Consider the following 21503-nt stretch of genomic DNA (forward strand, 5'->3'; position numbering starts at 1 on the left):
GTCGACAACACAACCGACAAAACAGCCGAATTGCGACACGATCGAAGGGACTGCAATGGTCGATCTCAACAAGAAGCGCGCCCTTGTCACTGGGGGAGCCTCCGGCCTCGGCAAGGCGATGAGCGAAGCGTTCGCCGCAGCCGGAGCACACGTCATCGTCGCCGACGTCAACGCGGAATCTGCGGAAGCCGTAGCCAGCGACATCGGAGGAGAGGCGTGGACGGTCAACCTCGCGGACACCTCGGCGCTGGATGGAGTCGACCTTGACGTCGACATCCTCGTCAACAACGCCGGCATCCAGCGGATCCACCCGATCACGGAATTCCCGCTCGAGGAATGGCGACTCATCAATACGCTCATGCTCGAAGCGCCGTTCGTGCTGACCAAGGCAGCGCTGCCCGCGATGTACGCCAAAGGATGGGGCAGGGTCATCAACCTCTCCTCGATCCACGGGCTGCGCGCCTCGGCGAACAAATCCGCCTATGTGGCGGCCAAGCACGGGCTCATGGGATTGACGAAGACGACCGCATTGGAAGCGGGTCCACACGGTGTGACCTGCAACGCGATCAATCCCGGCTATGTGATGACACCGATGGTCAAGGGCCAGATCGCCGATCAGGCGAAGACGAACGGCATCACCGAGGACGAGGTCCTCGAACAGGTCTTCCTCGGGCATTCTGCCGTGCCGAAGCTTGCTGAACCAGGCGATATCGCCGCTCTGGCACTGTTCCTGGCCAGCGATGCTGCCGCCGTCATCAACGGCAGCGCACACAGTGTCGACGGCGGCTGGTCCGCCGCCTGAGGCCTGAGGTATCGCGCCGGCTGAGGTCAGACGTACAGCACCGGCTGAGGCCTGATGGAGAGACGGTCCGGGTCGGACTCAGAGGACCTCGAGGACGCTGCGGACTCCTGCGTTGCGCAGGGATTCGTGGCGGACCGAGGCCCAGTAGGAGACCGGCTTCGAGAATTCCTCGGGCAGCACCTGTACGAGGCGGCTGTTGCCCACGGCGAGGAAGTCGGGCAGGATCCCGATCCCGACTCCGTTCGATGTGGCGAGCACGTGCGCATGCACCGAGGTGGAGCGGAAGAACCCCTTGCCGCGCGGCAGCGCATTGCCAGCCTCGTCGAGGTCATCGACCTGGAGCGAGTTCTCGATGTAGTAGATGAGCCGGTGCTCGGCAAGATCATCAAGCGTCGTCGGCATCGTGTGGGACCCCAGGTACTCACGGGAGGCGTAGAGCTGGAGCCGATAGTCGCGGATATGCTTTGCGACGCTGCGTGGTGCGTCCGGCCTGCCGACGACGACCTCGATATCGACACCCGAGCGGTACTGCCGGGCCCGCTGCGTGGCCGTGATGAGTTCGAACTGCAGGCCGGGGTGGCTGCGCTGCAGCTGGGTCAGGGCCGGGACCGCGAATTCGAGGGCAAAGGCCTGCGGGCAGGCCAAACGGATCGTCCCCGAAAGAGTGGAGCTGGCGTGGGAGTCGATGCGTCCCAGGGCGGACTCGATGTCCTCGGCCACGGGAAGCAGGTGACGTCCGGCAGCGCTGAGCTCCCAGCCGTCAGGTGAGGCAACGAGCATCCGCTCGCCATAGGCCTTCTCCAGGGCCGCGATGCGTCGGGAGACCGTCGTGTGGTTGAGGCCCAGGCTGTGCGCAGCGGCCGTGAACTTGCCCAGTCGTGCCACGGCAAGCAACGTCAGCAGATCTTCGGGAGAGATCTGCGAACCGGATCCGCCTGGTGCATATGAAACCATAGTGGTTCCATCCTATCTGCGTGCACGCACATATCTGGTGCGGAATATGTGATTCTGCGCGACAGGTGTAGGCCGAGTGACTGGCGTAATGTGAGTGGGAACACTGCACCACCTGAAGAACATGATGCGAGGAGGCATTTTATGTCGACAATTGGATGGGTCGGCCTGGGAAACATGGGTCGTCCGATGACAGCGAACCTGGTCAAGGCCGGTCACACTGTGAATGGCTTCGATCTCGTCGAGATCGCCGTCGAAGAGGCAGCCAAGCACGGGGTGAATCCTGTGAAGTCCATCGCCGAGGCTGTTGCCGGAGCCGATATCGTGTTCACGATGCTGCCCAAGGGGGAACACGCTCGTGCCGTCTACCTCGAGGCTGACGGCGTGTTGGCCCACGCAGACACCAAGACGCTCCTGGTGGACTCTTCGACGATCGACTTCGATTCCGCCCGCGCACTGCATGCAGAAGCAGCCAAGGCCGGCTTCCGGTTCGTCGACGGTCCCGTGTCCGGCGGCGTCACCGGTGCCGAGGCAGGCACGCTGACGTTCATGCTCGGCGGCACCGAGGAAGACGTGGCCGAGGCGAAGACGTTCATCGAACCCATGGCCGGCAATATGTTCCACGCCGGTGGCGAAGCAGCCGGTCAGGCCGCCAAGATCGTCAACAACATGATGCTCTCGATCAGCCTGCAGGGCGTCGTCGAAGGGGCCGTGCTCGCTGATCGCTTCGGTCTCGATCCCAAGGTCTTCTATGACATCGCGACGGTCTCCTCCGGAGATTCCTGGCCGCTGCGCACCTGGTACCCAGTTCCTGGCGTGACAGAGACAGCGGCTTCGAACAACTCGTTCAAGCCCGGATTCGCCACGGCTCTCATGCACAAAGACGTCGGCCTCGCCCTCGCAGGAGCGGAGACTCAGGGCCTCGACCTGCCTGCAGCGCAGCTCGTCCACGCTCAGCTGCAGAAGCTCGTCGACGCGGGCCTCGAAGGGCTCGACACCTCGGCGCTGATCAAGAACATCGACGCCAAGGCCGAGGGGCTGCCCGAATAAGGACAAGCGGGCGGATCTGATGCAACACCCCTGCGATGAGCGCCGCTGCAATTAACCGCAGTGACGAGCGTGGCAGCTGACAGCCTCGTCCCTCCGGACAGGCACCAACGGTTGGTAAGTTCTCTTCGATCCACGAACGAGTTTCGAGGAGAACTTACCAACCGTTTGCCGTGCACCAGGGCGCCGTGCCCACGAACCGCGGCTTCCGTGCCGCTTCGCCGGCGATCTGCAACTTCAGCGGGTACGTGTAAGACTGGAAGCATGAGTTCCCCAGACACTCCTGAACCGCAGAATACGTCCGAACCCCAGAACACTCCAGAAGCGCTTTCGCCGGAGGCCATCGCCTCCATCAGAGTCAACCTCGATGAGGTGTCCACACGTGCGGCAACCGCCGCCGAGGCGAGCGGTCGGACGAGTGCTGATGTGAAGGTTCTGCTCGCGACCAAGACTCAACCGGCCGCGAAGATCCGAGTGGCCCTCGAACATGGGTTCACCCTCATCGGGGAGAACAAGGTCCAGGAACTGGTCGGCAAGGCTGATGACCTCGCTGATCTCGATCACGAGGCCCATCTCATCGGTCCTCTGCAGAAGAACAAGGTCAATCACACCCTGCGCCATGCGCACTGCATCCAATCCGTCGACAATCTGGAACTGGCGACGAAGATCAACAACCGTCTCGAAGCCCTCGACCAGACTGTGGATTTCTTCGTGCAGGTCAACACCTCCCGGGAAGACTCGAAGTCCGGGATCGCGCCCGAAGAGACCGAGGCGCTCATCGCGGCGCTGCAAGCTCACACACGGATGAGGCTGCGCGGTCTGATGACGATCGGTCTGCCCGGACGCACACCGGACGAGATCCGTCCCAGCTATGCTGACCTGCGAGAACTCAGCGAGAAACTCCTCTCCTCTGGAGCCATGTCGCCCGACGCCACTGAGTTGTCCATGGGCATGAGCAACGACTTTGAGCTCGCAATCGCCGAGGGCGCGACCATGGTCCGCGTCGGTTCCAGTGTGTTCGGCGCCCGCTACTACTCCTGAGGCAAGCCGCGACCACACCTGAGACGCCCGCAGGTGACCGTCACGTTCGAGGACTGGGGCATTGGTCACATGATGACACCGGGCCTCCCGCCGCGGCGGCGAATCTGTGAAGATAGAGCTATGAACACCAGTCCGCAGGATTCCCAAGCGTCCGCGGCGCCTGCCGCCGCGCCGTCCCACCAGGTCAAGGTGCGTGCACCTGAACTCATCGGCCGCAGGTGGATGAACTCCGGCGGCAAGGAGCTGAGCCTGGCCGATCTGCGCGGCAAGGTGATCCTGCTCGATTTCTGGACCTTCTGCTGCATCAACTGCCTCCACGTGCTCGACGAGCTGCGTCCGCTCGAGGAGAAGTACGCACAAGAGCTCGTCATCATCGGCGTCCACTCGCCGAAGTTCGAGTTCGAACGCACCGTCGAGGCCGTCGACCAGGCGGTCGAACGCTACCAGGTCGAACACCTCGTCCTCGACGATCCCGACCTCGTCACATGGCAGGCATACACCGCCCGTGCCTGGCCGACGCTGGCCGTCATCGACCCAGAGGGCTACCTGGTCGCGACCCTGTCGGGCGAAGGTCACGGTGCCGGCCTCGGTGAGATCATCGAAGGACTCATCGAGGAGCACTCGGCGAAGGGCACACTGCACTCCGGCGACGGACCTTACGTGCCGCCGCCAGCACCGGAGACCGAGCTGTTCTACCCCGGCAAGGTCACCGCACTGCCATCGGGCAATCTCCTCGTCGCTGATTCGGGACACCATGGCCTCGTCGAATACGATGCTTCGGGCCAGGACATCATCCGGCGCATCGGCACCGGCGAACGCGGCGCGGGCGACGGCGATTTCTCCCAGGCGTCCTTCAGCGAACCCGGCGGCATCACCGTCCTTCCCGGGGACGTGGCAGCGAAGGCCGGATACCATCTCGTCATCGCCGACACCGTCAACCACACCCTGCGCGGCATCAACCTCGAGACCGAAACCGTGACGACGATCGCCGGCACCGGAGCACAGCACATGGTCGGCGCGATCGACAACGTGGTCGGCACCCACGGCGAACTCGGCCGCTACGACGGCCCCGCCCTCGACGTGAAGCTGTCCTCACCGTGGGATGTCCTCTACGTCCCTGCCACCGCCGAGGTTGTTGTGGCGATGGCGGGCAATCACACCATCTGGTCGTTCAACCCCGAAGCCGGGTCGATCCGACTGCTCTCGGGCACCATGAACGAAGGCCTGGCCGACGGCGATGCGGACAGCGCATGGTTCGCGCAGACATCGGGCCTCGACCTCGCCTCCGATGGCGACGTGCTCATCGCCGACTCGGAGACCTCGGCGGTCCGACGTCTCGACCCGAACACCGGAGCCGTGTCCACACTCATCGGTGAAGGACTCTTCGACTTCGGCTTCCGTGACGGTCCCGCCGCAGAGGCCAGACTGCAGCACCCTCTGGGAGTGCGGAGCCTGCCTGACGGATCGATCGCGATCGCCGACACCTACAACGGGGCGATCCGCCGCTATGACTTCACCACGAACGAGGTCTCGACCCTGGCCCGCGGCCTGCGCGAACCATCCGACATCTTCGTCCTCGAAGCTGCCAGCTCCGCGCCGGCCGAACTCCTCGTCGTCGAATCAGCCTCGCACGCCCTGACCAGAGTGAAGCTGCCCAAGGACGCCCAGCGAGTCGACGAGGGTGCGCTGACCAGCAAGCGCCCCTCAACCGAGATCTCATCGGGCCCAGTGGCAGTGTCCGTGAGCTTCACTGTTCCAGCAGGTCAGAAACTTGATGACCGGTGGGGAGACCCCACGTATCTGCAGGTTTCCTCGACACCACCAGAGCTGATCGTCTCCGGGGACGGTGGCGCAGAAGGACTGAAGCGCGACATCGTCATCAACCCCGAACTCGAGTCAGGGGTCCTGCACGTGACCGCACGAGCCGCCGCCTGCGACGGCGAACCAGGCGGAGAGATCCCCCTGCACGCCGCGTGCCATCTCTACCAGCAGGACTGGGGCATTCCGGTCGACCTCGTCGCCACCGCTCCGGCCGAACTCACCCTTGACCTCCGCGGGGCCTGACCCGACCTCCACTGGGCCTGAAGGTCGGCGGCCGTCGTTGCCCTCGAAGCGCGGCATGCAGCCGATGTCGGCCGGCGTCGGAGGAATTATTTCACGGTCACGTCGCCGAGGCGGCGCGGATCGAAGCGGACCTGCGAGGACTTGACGATGACGGAGCCTCCCATGTCGAAGGAGAGCGTCTCGTCGAAGTCGTGCTCGGCCGCCGTGACGATGTCGCGATAGCGTCCCTGGATGCGCACCTCGACCGTGGACGGAGTGAGCTCGAGATCGTTGCCCGAGGCGGTCAGGCTGACCTCTGGTTCGCGAGCCAGCGACCACTTCACATCGCCGAGGATCTCGTTGTCCGTCTCATAGCCGAACACGCAGTCTGAGGGGTAGAGGGTCTTCGACTTCACACATTCCGCCAGATGCTCGTTGACCTGCTCACCGACAGACTCCTCCAACTTTGCCGTGGGCTCGGGCGAGAGCGCGATCTGGGCGGTGTCGGTCGGCGCGATCACCTCGGCGCGTTCGGGTTTCGACCTGAGGTAGGTCGCATCGAAGCCGACGAGGTAGGTGGCCGGGAACAGCACGGGAACCTCTCCGGCGGCGACTCCGTAGCCGTTGACCGTGGCAGTTGACGACCCTTCGACTTGCAGGTCGAGGGTCGGCCACTTCTCCTGTTCGATCGCCCACCGGTCGAACAGTCCGGCAGTGGCTGGCAGCTTCACCATCGACAGATCCACGGTCTGCGTCTGCGAGGACAGAACATAGCTCAGCGAGACCTTCGCATGGTCGCCGTCCATCGATACCGTCGTCGCCTCAGCGTCGCGCGGCAGGTCAGGGGCGGCAGAGAGCACATCATGATTGAGCGCCAGAGTCGATGATGGGGTGGGGGAGGCGAGATAGGAGAACGCACGCTCGGCGTTGGCGTCCTCGATCGCGGAAATATAGGCTACAGCGGCGCGGGCAGGAGTGTAGACAGTCAGGTTGAGGAGGGGAACTGCTGCCACGGTGAGGACGATGACCAGGAGCGCCGAAATCAGAAGCTTGCGCGACGTTCGCATTGCTTCTCCTGAATCGGTGGGGGATGAAGGAATTTCAGTGTAATGCCAATTGCCCGCCGCTCGGCTCTATGAACGGCGAGGACGCGCGGGAAGGGGAGTCAGACGCGTGCCTGTGGGGTCTATTCCACTGAGTACGCGTGCAGTGCCTGAGTGTCGACCTCGACGAAGACGTGGGTGCCGACCTTGACGTTGGCACGCAGGGCAGCGATCGAGTCGCCGAGGCTGGGGTGGAGCACGCCGAATCCGCTCTCGCTGCCGGACACGCCGGCAAGGTCGGCCAGGTCCACATCGAGGGCGAGTCCCATCTCGGTGTCCACCGGCGACAGCTTCGCCTGCAGGCAGGAACCGTGATCGCGCAGTCCGATGACGACGGCTTCGAACACCGTCGCCGAGGTGAACGCCGGGTCGTGTTCGTCCAATGACAGGAGAGCACTGCGCCAACCGAGAGTGACGAAGACCTTCCCGTCGAGTTCGGTCCGAGCCTTCACCGCAGAGTGGCCGATCGACAGCCAGCCCTTACGCGCCAGCCCGGAGTAGACGTTGACCCTGCTGAGTTCGGCCGGCAGGGAGCCTCTGGGCTCCGTGACGACCTGTTCCAAAGTGCCGAACGAGACAAGCTCGCCTTTTTCGATATCGGCCACCCCCGCCGCGGCGACGGTGAAGTCGGTCAGCGTATTCGAGGTGAAGACGATCCCGCGGCCGTGCGCTGCTGCCAGATCGGCCAGACGACCGCGCAGACCGGCGCGCACATGTCCGGGGACGGATGCGAAGGGGTCGATGAAGGTCAGCCACGGCAAGCCGCTCGCCCATGCCACGGCCAGGCCGAGTCTCGCACGCTCACCGGCATCAAGTTCGCCGAACCGGCGCCTCAGGACGTCAGGGTTGACCCCGAACTCCGTGCACGCCAGAGCCAATGCCGCCTCCCCAGATCCGGCATTGGCTTCGCGAAGATATGTTCTGACCCACCTGCGCACACGTATGAGACCCGACCGGAGCCCGGTCGGGAACTGCGGCGGAGGTGCGACGTCGGAGCGCGCAGCAACGGACAGCACCACCTCAGTGGTGCTGTCCGTGCTGCCCATGAGACCGAGCATTGTCCCTGCTCGGAGACGACCGAGATCGATCTGGTGTCTGCCGAGGTGCAGCCCCGCTAGGGACAATTCATCGTTCAACGGATCTTAGAACTCCGCAGGATCGTCGGAGGCGGTCATCCGCCGACGAGTGATGACGACGGCTGCGGCACCGACGACGAGGAGCCCGACTCCGAGCGCCAGTCCGGTCATCTCCGCACCGGTGCGGGGCAGGTCACTGCCGCTGTCGCTGCCGTTCTGTCCGCCCTCGTCGACCGAGGTGCCGTTGGTGACGACGGTGAAGCTGCCGCCCTGTGCCTTGTCGAAGCTGTCGGCCTGGGCTGTGACGTTGTACGTTCCCAGCACAGCCTTGACCTTCGCCTGCACGCCGAAGGTCGCTTTGCCCTCGGAGTCGGCTTCCTTGGTCATCGTGTAGCGATCGACCTTGCCCTGAGCATGCTCGACCGTGATCGTGATCTTCTCACCCGGCTGTGCACCGGTGATGCCGAGCTTGATGCCCTCATTGAGGAAGTCCTCGGAGCTGATCTCGGTCGGATCGATGATGAGCGCCTGGGTCGCGGTTGTCGCGGCCTTCTTCTCACCGTCTTCGGTGCTGGGGCTGGCCGGAGCGGTCGTCTCCGACGGTTCTGCCTTCGGAGCTTCAGACTCGGCCTCGTTGGGAGCAGGGGCCTCCGACTTGGCGTCGGTCTCCGTTGGCTCGGGAGTTTCGGATTCCGTCTCGGTCGGCTCGGGAGTCCGAGTTTCGGTCTCCGTGGGTTCCGGAGTCTTCGTCTCGGTCTCGGTCGGCTTAGGCGCAGCGGGCTGCTGGGCTTCCTTGGTTTCCGTGGGCTCTTCGCTCGGCTCTTCAGACTTGGTCTCGGTCGGAGTCGATGTCTCGGATGGCTCATCGGTCGCGGTCTCGGACGGCTCTGGGGCCGCTCCAGTTGCAGGTGAGCAATCGGAGCCCTTGGCGTCCTCGTCGATGTCCGAGTCACTGGCTACGACCTCGAAGGAGACCTTCGAGGAGTCCTTCTCGGTCTTCTCATCGGTGAGGTAGAGCGAGTATTCGCCGGAGGGGACCTTGGCGTTATCTGTGACGGAGAAGAAGTAGGTGCCGGACACCTTGCCCTTCTCGTCGACGGTCAGCTTGGTCTCTGGCGAGTATTTGGACCCGTCGGTGCCGACGACTGTGACGGTCGCCTTGTTGTCGGGTGTGAATCCGGTACCGGAGAATCCGATGCCCTTTTTGCGATCCGCGATATCGGCCCGGGTGACCTGCGCATCAGACAGTGTCGCCTGCGGGTCCGAGCTGTCGGGAACCTTGGAATCTGGGTCGGTTGACTGCTGTGCATCTTCATGTGCACAGAGCGGGCCTGCCGGCACCGGAGCGGACGCTGTCGCTGCGAACGCGGGAGCGCCAGCAAGACCTGTCAATGCAACGGCTACTGCGGGGGCAAGCACAAGACGCGAGGTCTTCACAGTAATGCCTTTCGTTCGTTGTCAACCCACGAAAGACGATGGACTCCCGGCATTCCTTGGCTTAAGAAGAGGAAGGCACCATCGTGCGCGGGTTCGTACAGCTCCTAACTCTAAGGCATTCACGATCGGCTGTGGGGAGACACACGGGGGAAAACCAGCAAAAACACCACTGATCGTTATAGAGTCGTTACCAAACTCCGGTGTGTCGCGGAGTCTGTGAGCAATTTCGCCCCTTCGTGAGTGCTGCCCACTGCACTCCTGAGCCCTGGGCGACTACCATCGGTTACGTGACTCTCCTTTCCGATCGCGACATTCGCGCCGAGCTCGACTCCGGACGCATCGCCCTCGACCCCTATGACCCTTCTCTGATCCAGCCGGCCAGCGTTGACGTGTGCCTGGATCGCTACTTCCGTCTGTTCGACAACCACAAGTACCCGGTCATCGACCCGAGTCTCGATCAGCCCGAGCTCACCCGCTTCGTCGAGGCGGCACCGGGGGAGCCGTTCGTGCTGCACCCGGGCGAGTTCGTCCTCGCCTCAACGCACGAGCTCGTCACTCTGCCCGACGATGTGGCCGCGCGGCTGGAGGGCAAGTCGTCGCTGGGGCGCCTCGGGCTGCTGACCCACTCCACGGCAGGCTTCATCGATCCAGGGTTCAACGGTCATGTGACTCTCGAGCTTTCGAATGTCGCAACTCTGCCCATCACCCTGTGGCCGGGAATGAAGATCGGTCAGCTCTGCTTCTTCCGCCTCAGCTCGGCTGCGCTCAACCCCTACGGTTCGCAGGTCACCGGCAATCGCTATCAGGGTCAGCAGGGCCCCACGGCCTCCCGTTCCCACCTCAACTTCTATCGGAGGGACATGTGACCACTCGCCGAGAGCTGCGGATGCAGCGTGAGGCCGCCGAGCGTGTCAGCGACACGGATGTCTCGGCGGACCTGCGCGGCTTCCATCTGCTTCTCCTCGACGAAGGGGTCGAGGTCTCCGATGTGCTCGCGCTCGTGCACAACAGGCTTCCCGACCTCGCGCCCCGCCTGGATGAAAGAGGTCAGCTGAAGCTGAGCCGACACTCACGCCTGAGTGAGGGAGTCGACCTCGATGCTGCCGCGATCGCCGCGCTCGAGGTTCCCGACTGGGCTCATCACGCGGTAGTCATCGACTGCCCTCGAGATCGCGAACCGGTCCCGCCGCCGGACTGGTTCAGCGACGCGGACGGACTCCATGAGGCGTTCCCGGAAGGGCTGCCCAACCGGGAGGAGGAGCGGATGCTCAGCCTCATCCTGGGCGTCGCATCACGCTTGCACACCGGTGTCCGTCTGGCGGACGAAGCGGGCCTGCCGACTCGGGTCATCGTGCCCGACCCGGAGGCGAAGATCGACCTCTACCTCTACTCGTCCTATTGGCTCGAGCCCGACGTGGCGCTGTCGCTCGTCCGCAAGCACGCTCCGCATGCCTTCCAGCAGGCGCTGCCGACACCCGACGAGGCTGTCCTGGCCCAGGCCACGATCGACGATCCGCTCTTCGATCCCTCGGCGCCGGTCATCCTCGACGGCTATTCGCTCCTCGTCCCTCTCGGGGAGATCAGTGAGAAGGCCGGCATGATCGAGATTCGCGTATCGGAATCTGACTGGGTGCCGCCGATCATCGGCAAGCATCTTCAGATGCCGCTGATCGAGTACCACGTGCACTGGATGGATACCGACTCGAAGCGCTACCAGCCGGTCCAGACCCGTCGTTTCCGGCGAATGCGCAACAAGGTGGCCGGCCTCGTCGACAGCATCGGAGCAGAACTGCTCATCGGCTGTGACGGCACCGGCCTGGATGAGGCCGGCTTCCTCGTCACGAGCAGCCAGCTCCGCAGCTGACGCAGGTTCCAGTTCCCAGCCCGCAGCCCCCAGGCCGTTGCGAAGCTGGCTAAGCCCCAGGCCGTTGCGAAGCTGACTAGGCCCCCGGTTCGCGGCAAAATCGACTCCGCCGGCGGTGAACGGTTTGATTCGAGCAGGATTCGCGCAGAACCTGCGTGGAATGGGCGTGGAAGCTGAGCAGAATGTGTTCATAATGACTGCCGCGAACGGCCTCATTGATTGGGAGATACGTAGGGTGTCGTGAGAAAATACTGTTGAGCACTGCATTCTGGCAAATCTTATAAATGACGGAGGTGTCCGCCGGTGATAGTCATGACAGGAGCCTTTTTCGGGGCTGCTGTCATTGCGTACCCACTGGTCAGGCGCCTCGGTCGCAACGGGTTCTTCTTCCTTGCGTTGGTGCCGTTCGCCGCGCTGATCTTCAGCCTGGCCAAGGTCCCCGACATCTTCGGGTCTGCAGGTTCGCCCTTGGTCGAGAGCATGAACTGGCTTCCGGCACTCGGCCTCGAAGGGATCTTCCGCCTCGACGAACTCTCCTGGATCATGAGTCTTCTGGTCACAGGCGTCGGTGCCCTCGTCTTCGTCTACTGTGCCCGCTACTTCCCGCCCGATGAGCCTGGCCTGGCCCGGTTCGCCGCAGTCTTCATGGCCTTCGCAGGAATGATGTACGGACTCGTCATCGCCGATGAGCTCCTCATGCTCTACCTGTTCTGGGAAGGCACCACGGTCTTCTCCTACCTGCTCATCGGCCACAGCCAATCCCGCCGTCGCTCCCGTCAGGCCGCACTGCAGGCCCTCATCGTCACCACGGCCGGCGGACTTGCCATGCTCGTGGGTATGATCCTGCTGATGGCCGCGACCGGAACAGGTCAGATTTCGACGCTCATGGAGCGCGCGAGTCTCGGGCTGGACACCGGGCCCGTCATCGTCACGGCCGTGATCCTCATCCTCGTCGGGGCGGTCTCGAAATCCGCGCTGCTGCCCTTCCACTTCTGGCTCCCCGGCGCCATGGCAGCACCGACCCCGGTCAGCGCCTACCTGCACGCAGCGGCGATGGTCAAGGCCGGGATCTACCTCATCCTGCGTCTGGCGCCGGGCTACCACGCACTCCCGGGGTGGTCGGAGACCCTGCTCACCCTGGGACTGCTCACGATGTTCATCGGCGGCTGGCAGGCCCTGAAGCAGACCGACCTCAAACTTCTGCTCGCCTTCGGCACGGTCTCCCAGCTCGGGTTCCTCACGACGATGGCCTCCTTCGGCACACCCGACATCACCAAGGCCGCGCTGGCGATGCTCATTGCACACGCCCTATTCAAGGCCTGTCTGTTCCTGTGCGTGGGCATCATCGACCACCGTGCCGGAACGCGTGACCTGACGAAGCTCTCCGGTGGCTGGAAGGCCTTCCCCGTCGTGGCCGTCTGCGCCACAATCGCCGCAGCTTCGATGTCCGGCCTGCCGCCGCTGCTGGGATTTGTGGCCAAGGAGGCGGTCTATTCGACTCTGCTGGGCTCTGGGGACAAGGCATCGATCATTGCGCTGATCGGCGTCATGATCGGCTCGATGCTCACCGTGGCCTACTCGGCGCGATTCGTCTGGGGCGCGTTCTCGAGCAAAGCGGGCGTCGACGACATCGCCCGCCGCGATGAGAAGATCACGCTCATCATCTCCCCGGTCATGCTCACCGTGCTCACCGTGGCGTTGGGACCGGCCGCCGGGCTCATCGACGGCTACTTCGGAGCCTGGACCTCGATGCTGCCGGTCATCGACCCCGGCGACGGCGACTACCACCTGGCCCTATGGCACGGGCTCGAACCTGCGCTGGCCCTGTCCGCGATCACCATTGCCGTCGGCCTGGGCCTCTTCTTCCTCCGCGACTCGTTTGCCAAGGTCCAGTCGACGCTGCCTTCGGGGCTGGATTTCCACGACCTCTACAGCAAGCTGATCAACTGGATGGAGAGGCTGGCCCTGTGGGTCACCTCACGCACCCAGCGCGGTTCGCTGCCGTTCTACCAGAGCGTGATCTACCTCGTCCTCGTGGCAGGCATCGGTCTGGCTGTGATCTCGAACGACACCTGGAACATCGATTTCAAACTCTTCGACACCCCGCTCGACTTCATAGTCGCAGCGGTCCTCATCATCGTCGCGGTCGCAGCCACCCGCGCTAAGAAGCGTTTCACCGCCGTGGTCGTCACCGGAATCTCGGGCTATGCGATGGTCGCCTACTTCGCCTTCGTCGGAGCCCCGGACCTGGCCCTGACCCAGGTACTCGTCGAGACCATCACCATCGTCGTCTTCGTCCTCGTCCTGCGTCGCCTTCCGGCTCGGATCGGTCAGAGCACCGGACGCTTCACCCCGGCCTGGCGCGCCATCATCGGCGCCGCAGTCGGCGTGACCATGATGGTGGTTGTGCTCATCGCCGCCGGTGTGCGCATCAGCGACCCAGTCTCCGTGGACTTCGGTCAGCTCGCCTACGAACTCGGCCACGGCAAGAACATCGTCAACGTGACTCTTGTCGACATCCGCGTCTGGGACACCCTCGGTGAGATCTCGGTCCTCGTCGCCGCCGGCACCGGCATCGCCGGACTGATCTTCGTCCGCGGCCGTGAAGGACACCTCCACCGTTTCGTCTCCCGCCGTGACGGCACCGAGCTGCAGGGGCGGGTGCGCTTCCAGCCGGTCGCCGAGGAGATCGGCAACTTCCACGACACTCAGCGCGAGGATGTGACACAGCGGCGAGTCTCCTGGCTCATTGCCGGACGCACACTGGCCCCACGCAACCGATCCATCATCCTCGAGGTGACCGCCCGCCTGATCTTCCACGCTGTCCTCATCTTCTCCCTCTACCTCCTCTTCGCCGGCCACAACGATCCCGGCGGCGGCTTCGCCGGAGGTCTCGTGGCCGGTCTGGCACTGGTCGTGCGCTACCTCGCCGGAGGCAAATTCGAACTCGCCGAGGCGGCCCGCTTCACCCCCTCGGGCATGCTGGGAACCGGAATGATCATGGCCGTGCTCACCGGCGTCGGCGGGTGGATCTGGGGCGACACCGTGTTCAAGTCCGTCTATCTCGAGGGCGACATTCCGGTGCTCGGGCACCTGTCGTTCGGAACCTCGACGTTCTTCGACATCGGCGTCTACCTCATCGTCGTCGGCCTCATGCTCGACATCCTCAGATCCTTGGGCGCCGAGGTGGACCTGCACCAGGAGCGCGATGAGATGGTGTTGACCAATCGACTCAACCAGTCGTACAACCTCTCGGAGAACTTCAGCGCCGAGGCTGAGCACGACGCGGTCTCCTCGATCCTCGACCGTGTCAACCACCTCGACGTGGACAACGGCGCGGAAGGGGGACGGCTATGACTGTGCCCTTCATCATGGTGCTGGCCATGGGATTCCTCTTCGCCTGTGGCATCTACCTCATGCTCGAACGCTCCCTGACCCGCGTGCTGCTGGGCTTCATCCTTCTGGGCAACGGAGTCAATGTCCTCATCATCCTCACCGCAGGCAGGGGAGTCCCGCCGCTGACTGACGGGAAGAACCTGTCCACGGAGGGCATGTCGGATCCGCTGCCACAGGCGCTCATCCTCACGGCTATCGTCATCACGTTCGCGGTCACAGCGTTCCTGCTGGCCATGATCTACCGCTCCTGGCGATTGGTCCGTGCCGATTCGCTGCAGGATGATACCGCCGACCTGCGGGTGGCGATCACGAAGATGATCGACTCCGAGGCGGAAGCGAGCACGGACTACGACGACACCGAGTTCGGTGATGAGGCCGAAAGCCCGATCACCGGCGCCATCGACCTCGACGACGACGGCAAGCCACATGAACGTGAAGTCGGCGAGGTCAGCACGGACAGGGCGAAGTACGGTGCGGGCAAGGGCAGGGCCGGGACCACCTCGGCGAACCAGGACGGCAGAGGTTCCGAAGGAACCGAGACGGAGGAGAAGAAATGATGGATCTCCTCCCCGTGCTTGTGCCGCTGCCCGTTCTCCTGCCCCTTCTCGGTGCAGGCTTGGCGCTGGTGCTGTCGAAGCACTCGCGGGCACAGAACATCGTGTCGATCCTGATCCTCAGCGCGGGCATGATCATCTCCCTCATCATGCTCTTCGGCGTCGACGCCCACGGCCCGCAGGTAGTGGCGATCGGCGGGTGGGAGCCGCCAGCAGGGATCGTGCTCGTCGCCGATAGGCTCTCCTCGCTCATGCTCGTCGTATCCTCCCTGGTCACCTTGTGCGTGCTCATCTACGCGCTCAGCCAGGACGCCAACGACGATTCGAACGAGACTCCGATCTCCGTGTTCAACCCCAGTTATCTGGTGCTGTGCGCGGGCGTCGCCAACGCCTTCCTCGCCGGTGACCTCTTCAACCTCTACGTCGGCTTCGAGATGTTCCTCGTCGCCTCCTATGTGCTGCTGACACTCGGTGCCACGGCCGAGCGGATCCGGGCGGGCGTGACCTACGTCGTCGTCTCGCTCGTGTCCTCGATCATCTTCCTGGCAGCGATCGGCGTCATCTACTCGGCGACCGGAACAGTGAACATGGCGCAGTTGGCAGAGCGGCTGAGCGAACTGCCGCCGGATGTGCAGATGATCCTGCATGTCCTCCTGCTCCTCGGCTTCGGCATCAAGGCCGCGATCTTCCCGCTGTCCTTCTGGCTGCCCGACTCCTATCCGACCGCTCCGGCCCCGGTCACGGCTGTTTTCGCGGGGCTGCTGACGAAGGTCGGCATCTATGCGATCATCCGCACCGAGACGCTGCTGTTCTCCGAGTCCTCTCTGCGAGTGCCTCTCCTGATAGCGGCAGCATTGACGATGGTGGTCGGAATCTTAGGCGCGATCGCCCAGTCGGAGATCAAGAGGATCGTGTCCTTCACCCTCGTCTCCCACATCGGCTACATGCTCTTCGGTGTGGCTCTGGGGACCACCGTCGGACTCTCTGCCGCTATCTACTACACGGTCCACCACATCATCGTCCAGACTGCGCTGTTCCTGGCCATAGGAATGGTGGAGATGCGAGGTGGGTCGACCTCGACCAGGTCCCTGGGCGGCCTCATGGTGCTGTCCCCGGCGCTGTCGATCATCTTCTTCATCCCTGCCCTCAACCTCTCCGGCATCCCGCCGTTCTCCGGGTTCATCGGCAAGGTTGCCCTCTTCGCCGCCGGCTTCTCCGACCACGACTGGCTCGCTGTCAGCCTCATCGTCGCCGGCACGGTGACCAGCCTGCTGACCCTCTACGTCATCGGGCGTACCTTCAACCTGGCCTTCTGGCGAGACCCTGCGGATGCGGAGGAGCCGAACGAAGAGCTCGTCACAGAATTCGCCGAACGCAAGAAGGCGAAGCTCGCGGGCAAGCCCTGGAAATCACAGATCGGCGTACCGGGATCGATGTTCGCCGCCACCACCGTGGTTGTCATCGCCTCCATCGTCCTCACCGTCTTCGCGGCCCCGCTGTGGGGCATGGCGAACCGTGCTGCGGAGAACCTGCAGACGCCGGTCGGCTACGTGAGCGATGTGCTCGGGGGTGATGGCCTGTGAGTCCCAACCGGCCTCGGATGACGAAGCGCAGGAGCTTCGTCCAACAGCTCGTTCTGGTGTTCTTCCTCGTCCTGCTGTGGGTGATGCTCTGGGATGCGGTGTCGCTCATGCACATCATCACGGGCATCATCCTCGCATTCCTCGTGACCCGCGTGTTCTACCTGCCGCCGGTGGTGCTCTCCGGCAGGTTCAACATCATCCACGCCCTCAGCTACGGACTGTGGTTCCTCTATTCGCTCATCATCGCCTCTGTCGAGGTGGCTTGGTACGCATTCCGGCCGCGCGCGGTGGGCGCAGGATCGGTCATCGCCTGCGACCTGCGCACGAGTTCGGACCTTCTGATGACACTCGTAGCCGACACTGCCAGCCTCATCCCCGGATCGATCATCGTCGACAGCGACCGGGCGCTGGGCGTCCTCTATCTGCACGTCCTCGACTGCGATTCCGAGGAGAAGGTCCTCGCCGCCAAGGAGCTGGTCTACCATATCGAAGAGCTGCTCATCAAAGCCCTCGGCTCCCATCGTGACCTCGCTGCGCTGAAGGTCACCCCCGATCCGATGGCCGATGAACGCGGAGGTGCCCGATGAGCCAGATCGTTCTCGACACCCTCATCGTCGCAGCCTCGGTGCTGCTGGCCATATCGGTGATCATCGCCCTCTACCGCATCGTTCGCGGACCCTCGATCCTCGATCGCATGATCGCCACCGACGTCGTGCTGGCCTCGATCATGTGCGGTCTGGGCGGGTTCATGGCCCTGTCCGGTCGCACGGATCTCCTGCCCGTGCTCATCGTGCTGGCGATGCTCGGATTCGTGGGCTCCGTCAGCGTCTCCCGGTACGTGTCCAAGTCCGATTCCATGACCCCCGGCGCCGAGGTGGGCTCACTCAGTGACTTCTCCAGCTCGGACTGGCACATGCCCAAGGAATCAGCCGATGACGCAGAGGGGCACAGTGACACCGGGGCCCGCCAGCAAGCACAATCCCCAGTCGGTGAGGAGTGGCCCGATGACGTGGCCCGCGGAATCTCCGATGTCGCCGACGGACCCGATGCGATCACCGTGCAGGAAGACGAAGAGCCTGTGACCGTGGGACTCGACCAAGGAACCGACCCCAGCTCCGACCCCAGCGCCGAACCCAGCGTCGATCCCGACTCGGATGCTGAGGGTGAGGTTATGGGCACGGGACCCGACTCGGGACCCGAGGACTCCGACGACGGTGAGCGCACCGGACCTGAACCGGATGACGACGAAGGGGGACGTCGATGATCCTCGACATCATCTCTGCGGTGCTCATCCTCCTCGGTGGGGTGCTGTCGCTGGCTGCCGCGCTGGGTCTGCTGCGCTTCGGCGATCTCCTCTCGCGCATGCACGCGAGTGCAAAGCCCCAGATCCTGGGGCTGCTGACGGTGGCTGTCGCGATTGCGATCCAGTACCCGGCATGGTCGACGGTGACGACCTTGGCGATCGTCATCTCGTTCCAGCTCGTCACGATTCCCGTGGCCACGCACATGGTCGGACGCGCCGGTTATCGCACCAAGCACCTGCGTCGTTCTATGCTGTACCGAGATGAGCTCGCCGAGGCGGTCGATCGGGCAGAAGCCAGGGAAGCCGCGTGGGAACGCAGAAGAGGAAGCGGAACGGACCACAATGACGGTTGACACTCAGCACGATCCCCAGCCCTTGGTGCTGGTCGCCGACGACGAACCCGATGTCCTCGGTGCCGTTGTCCCCTTCCTCGAACGCTCAGGCTTTCGGGTGCTCGCCGCCAGCGATGGCCTGTTGGCCCTCGACGAGATCCACCGGCACAATCCCGATGTCTGCGTCCTCGACGTGCTCATGCCCGGTGCCGATGGCAGGCAGGTTCTGCGACGACTGCGCCAGGAGGAGAACTGGGTCCCGGTTCTGCTGCTGACCCAAGTCGGAGAGGCCGTCGAACGGGCGATGGCACTCGAAGAGGGCGCCGACGACTACCTCAACAAGCCCTTCGACCCACATGAGCTCGTGGCGCGCATCCGCGCAGTGCTGCGTCGGACCCGGACAGACGGGCCGCCCCTGGCCACTGCTCCGGTGCTGGTCTCGAGCTTCGGCCTGCGCGTCGATCGTGTGGGCAGGCGCGCATGGATGGGCAATCGTGAACTCGTCATCACCCCCAAGGGCTTCACCCTGCTGGAATACCTCATGGTCCACAAGGACGAACTCATCGAACGGTCCCGTCTGCTTGAGATCCTGTGGGGCTTCGAAGAGGCCGTGGGCACACGTGCGGTGGATTCCCGTGTGGCCGAACTGCGCCGAGTCCTCGGGGAGGACGCCGCCGAACCTCGGTGGATCGCCACCGTTCAGGGGCGGGGCTACAGATTCGTCGGTGAGGTCCGAGGCGAAGATGGTCAGAGGTCCCCATGACGAACTTTCTGGTCTTCGAGATCCAGATCTGGCTGTTCCTGCTCCTGCTGTTCCTCGTGCTGGCAGGCTTGGCCGTCGGCGCCTTCTTCGCCTGGAGATATCTGCGCAGACGTGAGACAGCACTGAAGGAGTCGATCGAGACAGCGGCGAGTGAGGACTCCCTGGCCAAACGCAACCGGATGCTCATCCGACTGGATCACGAGCTGAAGAATCCGCTGACCGCGCTGCGCACCTCGGCCGCGAGCATCCGCGACGTCGTCCGTGAGGGCGGCTCTATCACCGAAGTCGAATCCTCAGCCAAACAGGTCGACATCTCCTCGCGCCGGGTCGCACGCCTCCTGGCCGACCTGCGCAAACTCGCCGACGTCGAGACGCGCATCATCGAATACGCCCGAGTCGATCTCGATCGGCTCATCCACCAGGCTGTCGAAGATGCATCGACAGCGCCAGGCGCCGAAGATCGCATGATCGTGGCCACGGTCGCCCGTGCCCCCTGGCGTCTGCCCGACGTCGCCGGTGAGGAAGATCTGCTGCTGACAGCGATCCTCAACCTGCTGGGCAATGCGCTCAAATACTCCTCTCAGGCCGAAGTCGTCGAACTGCGTGCCAATGAACAGATCATCGACAGCCACCGCTGGGTCGTTGTCGAGGTGGCCGACACCGGCAGCGGCATTCCGCTGACCGAGCAGGACCAGGTGTGGGACGAACTCTCACGTGGCTCGCGCGTTCGTGCAGTGGCCGGTTCCGGCATGGGACTGTCACTGGTACGGGCGATTGTGACCCGTCACGGCGGTTCGGTGCAGCTGTTCAGCCAAGAAGGTGTGGGCACCTCGGTGCGTATGGTGTTGCCGGTTCTCGGCGACGCCGCGCAGGTGACGGTGCCGCCGATGGCCGATCAGGTCGGGCATGCCGCGGCCGGATCTCATCCGGTCCAGCCGGTGCAGCTTCCCGACACGGGGCAGACTCCCGGCTTCCTGCCTCCCCGGCAGCCTAACGAGGCGGAGCTTCAGGGACGGATCCTGGGGACGCCGCGAAGAACCTCGAAGCGACGCCTCGAGCGAGTCGACGGCAACCTCGTCCACAGGTCGACCGGAGAATCCCTGAGCGGCGGTTTCCCACCGGACTCTGGTCAGCACTCCCAGTTCAAGCCCGGCCCAGGCGTCGGCCGCTCACCCGGGAACCCACAGGCAGCGCCGGAGTCAGAGCCCCAACCTGGACCCCAGTCGGGGCCGATACAGGGTACCGGCGGTCCGCAGTCGGGTCCGCAGCAGCCTGATGGGAGCCAACCAGGACCGCAGCAGGCCTATGGAAGTCAGCCTGGACCGCAGCAGTATTACGGCAGTCAACCCGGGGTGCAGTTCGGCAGCCAGCCGGGACCGCAGCAGGCCTGGCAGCAGCAACCGCCGCAGCCTCCGGCGCAGCCGCCTCAAGCACAGCAGCCTGATTCGGGACAGCAGCCACTGAGCCGCCGTGAGTTGCGGTCGAGGGAAGAACGGTGATGGCCCACGCTGCGAAGGTGCGAACAGTCGTGGCAGGAGCGGCACTGTTCAGCCTTGCCCTCAGCGGCTGCTCGGCTCTGCAGATCCGCACCGCAGAACGGGATTCCGGTCCCGTCCGTGTGGCAGTGCAGGAGAAGGCCGGCGAGAACCCCACCACGGCACCCCCTGACGACGGAATCCCCGAGGGGATGAAGGAAGTCTCGGTCAACCTCGGCGATGAATGCCCCGTCGACGTCAGCGTCGCGATGACAGATGACTGGACCCAGGGATCGGCCAACGACGATTTCCACTCCTTCTCCCGCGGCACCTCCGTCGCCGACGCCGACACGATCCTCATCACCTGCAGCAAGGGCTACGACGAGTCCCCACAGTCGATCGTCGATGCGAAGAAGAAATACACGTTCGCGGAGCCGGACTCCTCGGTGCTGTCTCAGCGCACGGGCAGCCTCGCGGCCGGATCCTACTGGTCTTACCAAGGTGTGCTCGGCCCGACGGAGATCTTCGCGATCAACCAGGAGCCGACAGTCATGTACGGGACCCGGATCGGATACCAGACAAATGGGCGCCTCGTCGACATCGGCGTCGAGATGCGTGCTCTCGAATCGGACGCGGACGCGGCAGAGGAGTTCAAGCAGATGCTGCCCACGGTCACCATCGACGGCGAAAAGGTTCCCGCGCCGAGATTCAAATAGAAATCTGCAGACCCGAC

At 64.0% G+C, this 21503-nt stretch carries 19 protein-coding genes; 15 read left to right on the forward strand and 4 right to left on the reverse strand.

Features of this window, described 5'->3' with window-relative positions:
- The first annotated feature begins 55 nt into the window (after window positions 1-55).
- Window positions 56-802: a 3-hydroxybutyrate dehydrogenase gene (locus tag FO013_RS17645; RefSeq protein WP_143923873.1), complete on the forward strand. Its 747-nt coding sequence runs from the start codon at window positions 56-58 to the stop codon at window positions 800-802.
- Window positions 803-880: 78 nt separating this feature from the next.
- Here FO013_RS17645 and FO013_RS17650 read toward each other — a convergent pair whose 3' ends face one another.
- Complete coding sequence (locus FO013_RS17650; RefSeq protein ID WP_143923874.1) at window positions 881-1756, reverse strand: LysR family transcriptional regulator; 876 nt, start codon at window positions 1754-1756, stop codon at window positions 881-883.
- 90 nt (window positions 1757-1846) lie between these two features.
- On the opposite strand from FO013_RS17650, the gene mmsB reads away from it, so the two are divergent.
- The 3 genes from mmsB (at window position 1847) to FO013_RS17665 (ending at window position 5905) form a co-directional block, all read left to right on the forward strand.
- Window positions 1847-2803 carry a 3-hydroxyisobutyrate dehydrogenase gene (gene mmsB, locus FO013_RS17655; protein WP_395949948.1) on the forward strand — a complete coding sequence of 319 codons (957 nt, stop codon included), beginning with the start codon at window positions 1847-1849 and terminating at the stop codon, window positions 2801-2803.
- Between the two features lie 261 nt (window positions 2804-3064).
- Window positions 3065-3841: a YggS family pyridoxal phosphate-dependent enzyme gene (locus tag FO013_RS17660; RefSeq protein ID WP_143923876.1), complete on the forward strand. Its 777-nt coding sequence runs from the start codon at window positions 3065-3067 to the stop codon at window positions 3839-3841.
- Window positions 3842-3961: 120 nt separating this feature from the next.
- Window positions 3962-5905, forward strand: a complete 1944-nt coding sequence (locus tag FO013_RS17665; RefSeq protein ID WP_143923877.1) for an NHL domain-containing thioredoxin family protein — start codon at window positions 3962-3964, stop codon at window positions 5903-5905.
- Window positions 5906-5991: 86 nt separating this feature from the next.
- On the opposite strand, the gene FO013_RS17670 is transcribed toward FO013_RS17665, so the two are convergent.
- From FO013_RS17670 to FO013_RS17680, 3 genes are all read right to left on the reverse strand, one after another.
- Window positions 5992-6951 carry a hypothetical protein gene (locus FO013_RS17670; RefSeq protein WP_143923878.1) on the reverse strand — a complete coding sequence of 320 codons (960 nt, stop codon included), beginning with the start codon at window positions 6949-6951 and terminating at the stop codon, window positions 5992-5994.
- A 119-nt stretch (window positions 6952-7070) separates the two neighbouring features.
- Window positions 7071-8033 (reverse strand): P-loop NTPase family protein, encoded by a 963-nt coding sequence (locus FO013_RS17675; protein ID WP_260848244.1) that lies wholly within the window; start codon window positions 8031-8033, stop codon window positions 7071-7073.
- Window positions 8034-8129: 96 nt separating this feature from the next.
- On the reverse strand, window positions 8130-9500 hold the full coding sequence (locus tag FO013_RS17680) for an LPXTG cell wall anchor domain-containing protein (RefSeq protein ID WP_143923880.1): 1371 nt from the start codon (window positions 9498-9500) through the stop codon (window positions 8130-8132).
- Window positions 9501-9787: 287 nt separating this feature from the next.
- On the opposite strand from FO013_RS17680, the gene dcd reads away from it, so the two are divergent.
- From dcd to FO013_RS17735, 11 genes are all read left to right on the forward strand, one after another.
- Window positions 9788-10366, forward strand: coding sequence for a dCTP deaminase (gene dcd, locus FO013_RS17685; protein ID WP_143923881.1), 579 nt, complete (start codon window positions 9788-9790; stop codon window positions 10364-10366).
- Window positions 10363-11364 carry a hypothetical protein gene (locus tag FO013_RS17690; RefSeq protein WP_143923882.1) on the forward strand — a complete coding sequence of 334 codons (1002 nt, stop codon included), beginning with the start codon at window positions 10363-10365 and terminating at the stop codon, window positions 11362-11364. The genes dcd and FO013_RS17690 overlap by 4 nt, the downstream gene beginning before the upstream one ends.
- 312 nt (window positions 11365-11676) lie before the next feature.
- On the forward strand, window positions 11677-14721 hold the full coding sequence (locus FO013_RS17695) for a Na+/H+ antiporter subunit A (protein ID WP_143923883.1): 3045 nt from the start codon (window positions 11677-11679) through the stop codon (window positions 14719-14721).
- Window positions 14718-15317 (forward strand): Na(+)/H(+) antiporter subunit C, encoded by a 600-nt coding sequence (locus FO013_RS17700; protein WP_143923884.1) that lies wholly within the window; start codon window positions 14718-14720, stop codon window positions 15315-15317. The genes FO013_RS17695 and FO013_RS17700 overlap by 4 nt, the downstream gene beginning before the upstream one ends.
- Entirely contained in the window at window positions 15314-16897 is a 1584-nt protein-coding gene (locus FO013_RS17705; RefSeq protein ID WP_143923885.1) for a Na+/H+ antiporter subunit D, read from the forward strand. Before FO013_RS17700 ends, FO013_RS17705 begins: the two co-directional genes overlap by 4 nt.
- Complete coding sequence (locus tag FO013_RS17710; RefSeq protein ID WP_143923886.1) at window positions 16894-17484, forward strand: Na+/H+ antiporter subunit E; 591 nt, start codon at window positions 16894-16896, stop codon at window positions 17482-17484. Before FO013_RS17705 ends, FO013_RS17710 begins: the two co-directional genes overlap by 4 nt.
- Window positions 17481-18161 carry a monovalent cation/H+ antiporter complex subunit F gene (locus FO013_RS17715; RefSeq protein WP_143923887.1) on the forward strand — a complete coding sequence of 227 codons (681 nt, stop codon included), beginning with the start codon at window positions 17481-17483 and terminating at the stop codon, window positions 18159-18161. Before FO013_RS17710 ends, FO013_RS17715 begins: the two co-directional genes overlap by 4 nt.
- Entirely contained in the window at window positions 18158-18553 is a 396-nt protein-coding gene (gene mnhG, locus FO013_RS17720) for a monovalent cation/H(+) antiporter subunit G (RefSeq protein WP_143923888.1), read from the forward strand. Before FO013_RS17715 ends, mnhG begins: the two co-directional genes overlap by 4 nt.
- Window positions 18543-19295 (forward strand): response regulator transcription factor, encoded by a 753-nt coding sequence (locus tag FO013_RS17725; RefSeq protein ID WP_143923889.1) that lies wholly within the window; start codon window positions 18543-18545, stop codon window positions 19293-19295. Before mnhG ends, FO013_RS17725 begins: the two co-directional genes overlap by 11 nt.
- Window positions 19292-20794 carry an ATP-binding protein gene (locus FO013_RS17730; RefSeq protein ID WP_143923890.1) on the forward strand — a complete coding sequence of 501 codons (1503 nt, stop codon included), beginning with the start codon at window positions 19292-19294 and terminating at the stop codon, window positions 20792-20794. Before FO013_RS17725 ends, FO013_RS17730 begins: the two co-directional genes overlap by 4 nt.
- Window positions 20794-21486 (forward strand): hypothetical protein, encoded by a 693-nt coding sequence (locus FO013_RS17735; RefSeq protein WP_143923891.1) that lies wholly within the window; start codon window positions 20794-20796, stop codon window positions 21484-21486. Before FO013_RS17730 ends, FO013_RS17735 begins: the two co-directional genes overlap by 1 nt.
- The last annotated feature ends 17 nt before the right edge of the window (window positions 21487-21503 follow it).

Origin of the sequence: Brevibacterium aurantiacum (genome assembly GCF_007558825.1) — a bacterium.
Taxonomy (GTDB): domain Bacteria; phylum Actinomycetota; class Actinomycetes; order Actinomycetales; family Brevibacteriaceae; genus Brevibacterium; species Brevibacterium aurantiacum_A.

Bases quoted from the DNA above. Each gene is read 5' to 3' on its own strand.
- FO013_RS17645 (WP_143923873.1), top strand. From the start codon at position 56: ATGGTCGATCTCAACAAGAAGCGCGCCCTTGTCACTGGGGGAGCCTCC.
- FO013_RS17650 (WP_143923874.1), bottom strand. From the start codon at position 1,756: ATGGTTTCATATGCACCAGGCGGATCCGGTTCGCAGATCTCTCCCGAA.
- FO013_RS17660 (WP_143923876.1), top strand. From the start codon at position 3,065: ATGAGTTCCCCAGACACTCCTGAACCGCAGAATACGTCCGAACCCCAG.
- FO013_RS17665 (WP_143923877.1), top strand. From the start codon at position 3,962: ATGAACACCAGTCCGCAGGATTCCCAAGCGTCCGCGGCGCCTGCCGCC.
- FO013_RS17670 (WP_143923878.1), bottom strand. From the start codon at position 6,951: ATGCGAACGTCGCGCAAGCTTCTGATTTCGGCGCTCCTGGTCATCGTC.
- FO013_RS17675 (WP_260848244.1), bottom strand. From the start codon at position 8,033: ATGGGCAGCACGGACAGCACCACTGAGGTGGTGCTGTCCGTTGCTGCG.
- FO013_RS17695 (WP_143923883.1), top strand. From the start codon at position 11,677: ATGACAGGAGCCTTTTTCGGGGCTGCTGTCATTGCGTACCCACTGGTC.
- FO013_RS17700 (WP_143923884.1), top strand. From the start codon at position 14,718: ATGACTGTGCCCTTCATCATGGTGCTGGCCATGGGATTCCTCTTCGCC.
- FO013_RS17705 (WP_143923885.1), top strand. From the start codon at position 15,314: ATGATGGATCTCCTCCCCGTGCTTGTGCCGCTGCCCGTTCTCCTGCCC.
- FO013_RS17715 (WP_143923887.1), top strand. From the start codon at position 17,481: ATGAGCCAGATCGTTCTCGACACCCTCATCGTCGCAGCCTCGGTGCTG.
- mnhG (WP_143923888.1), top strand. From the start codon at position 18,158: ATGATCCTCGACATCATCTCTGCGGTGCTCATCCTCCTCGGTGGGGTG.
- FO013_RS17725 (WP_143923889.1), top strand. From the start codon at position 18,543: ATGACGGTTGACACTCAGCACGATCCCCAGCCCTTGGTGCTGGTCGCC.
- FO013_RS17730 (WP_143923890.1), top strand. From the start codon at position 19,292: ATGACGAACTTTCTGGTCTTCGAGATCCAGATCTGGCTGTTCCTGCTC.
- FO013_RS17735 (WP_143923891.1), top strand. From the start codon at position 20,794: ATGGCCCACGCTGCGAAGGTGCGAACAGTCGTGGCAGGAGCGGCACTG.